This is a genomic window from Wolbachia pipientis, from assembly GCF_023661085.1.
GTDB lineage: Bacteria > Pseudomonadota > Alphaproteobacteria > Rickettsiales > Anaplasmataceae > Wolbachia.
Genome location: NZ_JAHDJT010000073.1, coordinates 1 through 6,774 on the forward strand (window position 1 = coordinate 1; position 6,774 = coordinate 6,774).

The window sequence follows — 6,774 nt, forward strand, 5'->3', positions numbered from 1 at the left end:
CAGCTAGTATTCAAATTCTCCCTTGTTCTATTTGACGTTCTATACTGTCTTAAACGACTTATCAGCTCGTATAGGCAAAAACCTAGAAGTTTTATGAAGACATGGAGTGCACATAGTGCAAAAATTTAAACATGAGACGCCAAATACAAAGTTTCCTCTGTCATTTTAATCTGCAGATTGCGAAGTTAAATGAATAGCTTCACTACTATGATAAGGATAACGGCGAAGGTTGTCAAGTAGTTTTTTTGTTTCTAAAGCGTCAACGTTTTTCGTTATTAAAAAACCCTTGGCAGGTTGTTCATGTTCGATTATCATGGAATTTATACAAATTAATAAATGACCTATGGCAAGCAACCCAGAAGAAAGAAATAATGATAAGCAAAGAGCGCTAGATAACGCAATAAGCCAGATTGAAAAAGCATTCGGTAAAGGCGCTATAATGAAGCTAAAGCAGAATCCTGTAGAGAAGATAGATACAATATCCACAGGGTCAATTGCGCTTGATTCAGCCCTAGGTGTTGGGGGGTTGCCAAAAGGACGTATAATTGAGATATTTGGCCCTGAGAGTTCTGGTAAAACCACTCTTGCTTTGCATGTAATTGCTGAAGCTCAGAAGAAAGGAGGATTATGTGCATTTATCGATGCAGAGCACGCATTGGATGTCATATATGCCCGTAAGCTTGGAGTAAACACTGATGATTTGGTAATCTCGCAACCAGACACTGGAGAACAAGCGTTACATATCGTTGAGTATTTAGTGTGTTCTGGTGCAGTTGATGTGATAGTTGTTGACTCTGTTGCAGCATTAACTCCAAGAGCTGAAATTGAAGGAGATATGGGCGACCAGCACATGGGATTGCAAGCGAGACTTCTAAGTCATGGGCTCAGGAAACTAACTTCCGCAGTTTCAAAAGCGAACTGTATACTGATATTTATTAATCAAATCCGTATGAAAATAGGAGTAGTATATGGAAACCCTGAAACTACCACCGGTGGGAATGCGTTGAAATTTTATACTTCTATAAGGCTTGATATAAGAAAAATCGGTGCAATAAAGGATAAAGAGAATGTCACGGGCAATGAAACGAGAGTTAAAGTTGTAAAAAATAAAGTCGCTCCTCCATTTAGAGAAGCAAAGTTTGATATAATGTACAATGAAGGTATATCAAAACTCGGAGAGATGATAGATATAGGAGCAAAACTTGGTGTGCTTGAAAAAGCAGGTGCTTATTATTCATACAATAACACACGTCTTGGGCAAGGAAGGGAGAATGTAAAAAATTACCTCAAGACAAACAAAGAAATTGCAAATGAAATAGAAACGAAAATTAGAGATTTATTTAGAAATCACGGTAACTCTATTGCGATGGAAGAAGAAAGCGAGCAGCTTTTAGAAGAATCAGTTTTCTGATTTAGCTGAAGTTTGGATGCAATCGTCATACCGCTGCAATATCTTCGCATAGATTCTGCTAATGAAGAACAGGATATCAAATCGTCGATAAACCTAAGCTGCTTTAGCTATAATATAACAATTTACCTCGTATCAAAAAGCTTTTTGAAGCAGTTAAAAAAAACTTCCCATGAGGAGTGATAAATGATAAGTTGTCAATAACAGATTATTGTTTTAGGATTATGTGTTTTAGTTTGCCTAATATAAACAAGGAAGGTTATTTGTTTATAGTAGTTTCTTTTATAGTAACATGTATAGCGTTCTCTATATCTTGGGGTTTTGGCGTTACATGCTTGTTTCCAACGTTATTGTGCACTTATTTCTTTCGCGATCCAGCAAGGGTTGTTCCAGGCAATAAAGACCTTGTACTAAGCCCTGCAGATGGTGTGATTTCAAAAATTGAAGAAGTGAGTTACTCTTTATCAACAGAAGACGAAGAAGAAAAGAAATTCACGCTCGTTAGCATATTCTTGAGTGTTTTGGACGTGCATGTGAATCGTGTACCAATATCTGGTACAGTAAAGGAAATGCACTATAAGAAAGGCAAGTTTGTGTCTGCAATGAGCAATAGGTCTAGTAACGAAAACGAAAAGCAGGTTATTGTGGTTGAGTATGGAAAGGAAAAAGAAATTATTGTAGAGCAAATAGCTGGATTAATTGCACGTCGCATCGTTTGTAATTTAAGAGTGTCTCAAAACGTAAAAGCAGGTGAGAGATTTGGAATTATAAGGTTTGGCAGTAGGGTGAATATTTACGTTCCTACTGATATAGAAATAAGAGTTTCAGAAGGGCAAACTGTTGTTGGTGGTGAAACAATTATAGCAAATTTGAATAAGGAAAGTGCTCAAGAAAAGCTTACTTTTGATGTCATATGAGCAGTAATGGCAGTAACAGTAGGTCTTTACCTGTTGCTAAGTTATTCCCGAATTTTATAACTTTATTGGGTTTATGCTCTGGTCTTACTTCGCTTAAATTCACGTTTAATGAGGAGTGGGAGTTTGCAGTAATTTTTATTATCATTGCAGCGATTATAGATGGAATGGATGGTAGGATAGCCAGAATTCTAAAATCAACTAGTGATTTTGGGGCACAGCTTGATTCGTTTGCAGATTTTCTAAATTTTGGTGCGGCACCTGCATTTCTTTTATATTTTTGGAAGTTAAAGGAAATCAAAGTTATAGGGTGGATATTGGTAATGATATATGTTATCTGCATTTCGATAAGGCTTGCAAGGTTTAATGTATCATTGAATGCAGAACAACTTGACTGGGAAAAATTCTTCTTTTCCGGTGTTCCAGCACCGATATGTGCTTTACTTTCTTTATTGCCAATAATCATTACCTTTCAATCTCATGAAAGTGAATATTTACTTCTTATGGAGCAATTTTTTAACATAAGAAATACGGCTTGTTACTTTTTAGCTATTTCATTTTTTTCAGTCAGCCATATTCCAACTCTCTCTGCAAAGTACATTTATATTCCCAGGAGCCTGTCCTATATATTTGTGTCACTTTTTGGAGTATTTATCGTATTCTTTGTCAGTAAGCCTTGCATTACTCTACCAATTCTAGGTGTAATATATACACTAACTATTCCAGTAAGCATCGGGCTCTATATATATTACACCTATAAAGCTCGTTAGCTAAAAATTATAACAAAAAGTAGTAAGTAGCATGGTTATAAAAATAAGTGAACTATTAAATTCATTTCTATACGTAAAGATATTTAACATTCCATTTATAATTATTTGGGTAATTGCAACTGGAGCTTTTTGTACGGTTCAGTTCAAATTTACTAACTTTAGGTTATTCAAGCATGGAATACAAACACTATTCAACCTAAAATGTAATCATAACGAAGGTGTAATCACTCATATTCAAGCGCTCGCAACAGTAATTTCAGGAACGGTTGGTCTTGGGACAATATCGGGAGTTGCTATAGCTATCACAATAGGGGGCCCAAGTGCAATTTTTTGGATGATAATTACTGGAATACTTGGTATGTCGATAAAATTTGCCGAAGTGGTGCTTGCATTCAATTATCGTTCTGAAAACTCAACTGGCGGGGCTTTTTATTACATGAGATACGGGCTTGCTAAGATTGGATTTGTTAGGACTGGTAAATTTCTTGCATTCACTTATGCAATTATGTCACTTATTGCGATGATTTTGGGTGGCATACCATTTCAAGCAAATCAAATTGCAGCATTGTCAAACAACCTCTTTGAATATAACGCGTCTATTATTATATCGCTGCTTGTCTTGATTGTAATATTGGGAGGAATAAAACGAATTGCTTTCGTTTCAACGGGTTTAGCACCAATTATGATAATATTGTATATAGGCATGTGTGTGTATTTAATCTGTGTAAACAAAAGTAATCTGTTGAACGCTTTATCTACAATATTTCAAGATATCTTTAACAAATCAGCCATAGGAGGTGGGGTGCTGAGTGGATTAATAGCCGGGGTTAGAAGATCAGTATTTGCTAACGAAGCAGGTACCGGAACAGCAGCTATAGCACATTCGGTTGTGAAAGAGAAAGATCCAATTAAAGTTGGAAGCGTTGCAATGATTGCACCATTTGTAGACACAATATTGGTCTCATTTTTGACTGGCATTGTGATAATTATCACTGGTATGCATAGTACCAATAAAATTGGTGATGTTACGTTAGTTAGTTCGGTATTTTCAACGGCCTTGCCTTTATTTAGCAAGCTAGTTCTTCCGCTGATAATGTTTTCCTTTGCATTTTCCACGATAATAGCTTATTGTTACTATTGTGAAGTTGCCTTATTATACTTGTTTGGTAACAAAAAAGTACTGATATTATTTCAAGTTCTTATAGTGGTTTCAGTGTATATCAGTTGTATATCAAAAAATATAGAATTTATATCTTATCTAGGCGATAGTTTATTTATGTCCCTTATGGTTCCAAATGCTATTGCGATATATTTACTGAGAAAGGAAGTCCTAAACACGATAGATTCTTATTATCATTCTAAGAGGTATTAAACATGATTTGTAGATTGTTGTATGTAGTATTGTTTTGCCTATTGTTTAATGATGCGCATGCTATTTCAGGTTTGTACGAAAGTTATGACGCTGTGTTGAATACAATAAATGACTTCACGAATGAGGTATTGTTTTTCAAAATCTTCTACGTGCCATTTGTAATTCTCCTAGTGGCTTTTGGTTATATATTTCTAACATTACGTTTTAAATTTCTCAACATAAGAATGCTTAAGCATGCATTTGCTATCTTATGTGGAAAATATGATACAAATCACCACGATGGTCACATTACGCATTTTCAGGCATTTGTAACCGCACTCTCAAGTACAGTGGGTCTTGGAACTGTTGCTGGTGTTGCAATTGCCGTTTCAATGGGGGGACCAGGAGCGGTGCCTTGGATGATGATTACAGGCTTTTTTGGTATGTCAGCAAAATTCGCCGAAGTGACTTTAGCGTTCAGGCACAGAACAGAAGGTCAGGAACAATTATTCAGCGGTCCCTTTCAATACATAAGGAATGGGCTGGAGGAATTTGGATTTAAGAAGCTTGGTATTATATTGGCTGCGGTATATGCAGTGTTTTTTGTGTTATCAGGTCTTGGTGGAAGTGTAGCGTTTCAAACCAACCAAATGGTTTCAATATTATCTGGTTATTCAAATTGGGTGGATAGTCATCCTTGGTTTCTTTCTTCTATAATTTCTGCATTACTTGCTCTGGTAATCATAGGTGGAATTAAGAGAATAGCCAGAGTATCTTCCACGTTGGTGCCTATTATGTCACTCATATATATTTTTAGTTGTGTCATTATAATCGCATTTAATATTCACAACTTTAGCAATGCATTTAAAATATTATTTTCCAATATGATAGATTTTAATGCCGTTGGTGGAGGAGTAGTTGGAGCGTTCGTTGCTGGGATTCAAAGAGCAATTTTTGCCAGCGAGGCGGGGGTTGGTTCTGCTTCAATTACACATGCAGTAGCTAAAGATGAAGAGCCAGTTAGAACTGGACTAGTTGCAATGATAGAACCATGCTTTGATACAATGTTAATTTGTTGTTTGACAGGAATAACAATAGTTATAACAGGTGCGTATCAGACTGGTGTTGGCGAAGGGATATTGATTACTCAAAAGGCATTTGAAACAGTTTCTTCTTGGTTTCCTATACTTTTGACAATAGCTGCACCTTTGTTTGCGTTTTCTTCAGTAATTTCGTTTGTGTATTGCTGTGAAATGGGATGGCTATATTTGTTTGGTGCAAAGAGTATAGTGATATATCGCATAGCGGTAATAATTGTGGCGTTTTTCTCTGGTCTTTCTAAGGATATAATGACTATTGCCAATATCGGTGGAACTTTATTCTCTTGTTTAGCTCTCATCAACATGACAGCACTTATACTGTTTAGTAGTAAGATTAACGATGAAGTTCAATGCTACCTGAGAAGGCTAAGAAATAACAAGATTAGCTAGATTTTTGTTACGGTGGGGAAGTATATAGTTCTTATATTATCCTACGTGTTGGGTTCAATACCGTTTAGCTTAATCATTACGAGGATAAAAGGAATAAATTTAAGAGAAGTAGGTTCTGGAAACATCGGCGCTACAAATGTTGCAAGAACAGGGAATAAGGGAATTGCTGCTCTGGCATTGTTTCTGGACTCCTTGAAGGGGTTCATCGCGGTTCATATAGCGCAACAATTTTTTGGTAGTGGTAGTTTTTACATATGTGCATCTGCAATGTTAGCAGTTCTAGGGCATATGTTTCCTATATGGTTAAAATTCAGTGGAGGGAAGGGAGTTGCAACAACTTTGGGAATTTTGATAGCACTTAGTATTCATATGGCATTAGCATTTATATTTGTTTGGCTAGCAGTGTTTTCTATCTTTCGATACTCCTCTCTTGCCTCCTTAACGGCCACTGCGGCAGTTATTGCGATATCTCTTTTTTTTCAAAAAGACTTATTTTTTACTCTATTGATTATGGCAGTATTAGTTTTTTTAAAGCACCACAAAAATATTGCAAATCTTCTGCAAGGCAAGGAGTGTAAATTTCATAAGCAGTTTTAACCAATGGCGTCAACTTAAGAGCCTCCCTTAGCAAGCTTTCCTAAAGACATGATGACGTTTGGGCTTATCCACGTCACTCAATAGAAACAAAAAAACTACTTGACAACCCTCGCTGTTACCCTTATTATAGTGTTGAAGCTATTTGTTTAATTTCCCAATCTGTACAGGTTAAAATGACAAGAGAACTTATATTTGGCGTACTATTGTTTAATTTTTCGCACTATGTGCACTGCATGTCTTTTTA

At 36.1% G+C, this 6,774-nt stretch carries 7 protein-coding genes; 6 read left to right on the forward strand and 1 reads right to left on the reverse strand.

Going from position 1 to position 6,774, the window contains the following annotated elements:
- Nucleotides 1-165: 165 nt before the first annotated feature.
- On the reverse strand, nucleotides 166-315 hold the full coding sequence (locus tag DM84_RS03955; protein WP_250778455.1) for a hypothetical protein: 150 nt from the start codon (nucleotides 313-315) through the stop codon (nucleotides 166-168).
- Nucleotides 316-343: 28 nt separating this feature from the next.
- Between DM84_RS03955 and recA the strand changes: the two genes are divergently transcribed.
- The 6 genes from recA to plsY all read left to right on the forward strand — a co-directional run bounded on the left by recA (nucleotide 344) and on the right by plsY (nucleotide 6,530).
- A complete protein-coding gene (gene recA, locus DM84_RS03960; protein WP_250778457.1) occupies nucleotides 344-1,411 on the forward strand; it encodes a recombinase RecA in 1,068 nt (355 codons plus the stop codon).
- A gap of 221 nt (nucleotides 1,412-1,632) precedes the next feature.
- Nucleotides 1,633-2,325, forward strand: a complete 693-nt coding sequence (locus DM84_RS03965) for a phosphatidylserine decarboxylase (RefSeq protein WP_250778460.1) — start codon at nucleotides 1,633-1,635, stop codon at nucleotides 2,323-2,325.
- The gene (locus DM84_RS03970; protein WP_250778462.1) at nucleotides 2,322-3,092 is read left to right on the forward strand and encodes a CDP-alcohol phosphatidyltransferase family protein; all 771 of its coding nucleotides are present in this window, start codon (nucleotides 2,322-2,324) and stop codon (nucleotides 3,090-3,092) included. The genes DM84_RS03965 and DM84_RS03970 overlap by 4 nt, the downstream gene beginning before the upstream one ends.
- Before the next feature lie 31 nt (nucleotides 3,093-3,123).
- Nucleotides 3,124-4,464 (forward strand): alanine/glycine:cation symporter family protein, encoded by a 1,341-nt coding sequence (locus DM84_RS03975; RefSeq protein ID WP_250778464.1) that lies wholly within the window; start codon nucleotides 3,124-3,126, stop codon nucleotides 4,462-4,464.
- Nucleotides 4,465-4,466: 2 nt separating this feature from the next.
- Complete coding sequence (locus tag DM84_RS03980; protein ID WP_250778466.1) at nucleotides 4,467-5,933, forward strand: alanine/glycine:cation symporter family protein; 1,467 nt, start codon at nucleotides 4,467-4,469, stop codon at nucleotides 5,931-5,933.
- 12 nt (nucleotides 5,934-5,945) lie between these two features.
- On the forward strand, nucleotides 5,946-6,530 hold the full coding sequence (plsY, locus tag DM84_RS03985; protein ID WP_250778469.1) for a glycerol-3-phosphate 1-O-acyltransferase PlsY: 585 nt from the start codon (nucleotides 5,946-5,948) through the stop codon (nucleotides 6,528-6,530).
- Nucleotides 6,531-6,774 lie beyond the last annotated feature (244 nt).

What these genes read in the sequence shown, in the direction of transcription:
- DM84_RS03955 (WP_250778455.1), bottom strand. Translation starts at nt 315, where the DNA reads ATGATAATCGAACATGAACAACCTGCCAAGGGTTTTTTAATAACGAAA.
- recA (WP_250778457.1), top strand. Translation starts at nt 344, where the DNA reads ATGGCAAGCAACCCAGAAGAAAGAAATAATGATAAGCAAAGAGCGCTA.
- DM84_RS03965 (WP_250778460.1), top strand. Translation starts at nt 1,633, where the DNA reads ATGTGTTTTAGTTTGCCTAATATAAACAAGGAAGGTTATTTGTTTATA.
- DM84_RS03970 (WP_250778462.1), top strand. Translation starts at nt 2,322, where the DNA reads ATGAGCAGTAATGGCAGTAACAGTAGGTCTTTACCTGTTGCTAAGTTA.
- DM84_RS03975 (WP_250778464.1), top strand. Translation starts at nt 3,124, where the DNA reads ATGGTTATAAAAATAAGTGAACTATTAAATTCATTTCTATACGTAAAG.
- DM84_RS03980 (WP_250778466.1), top strand. Translation starts at nt 4,467, where the DNA reads ATGATTTGTAGATTGTTGTATGTAGTATTGTTTTGCCTATTGTTTAAT.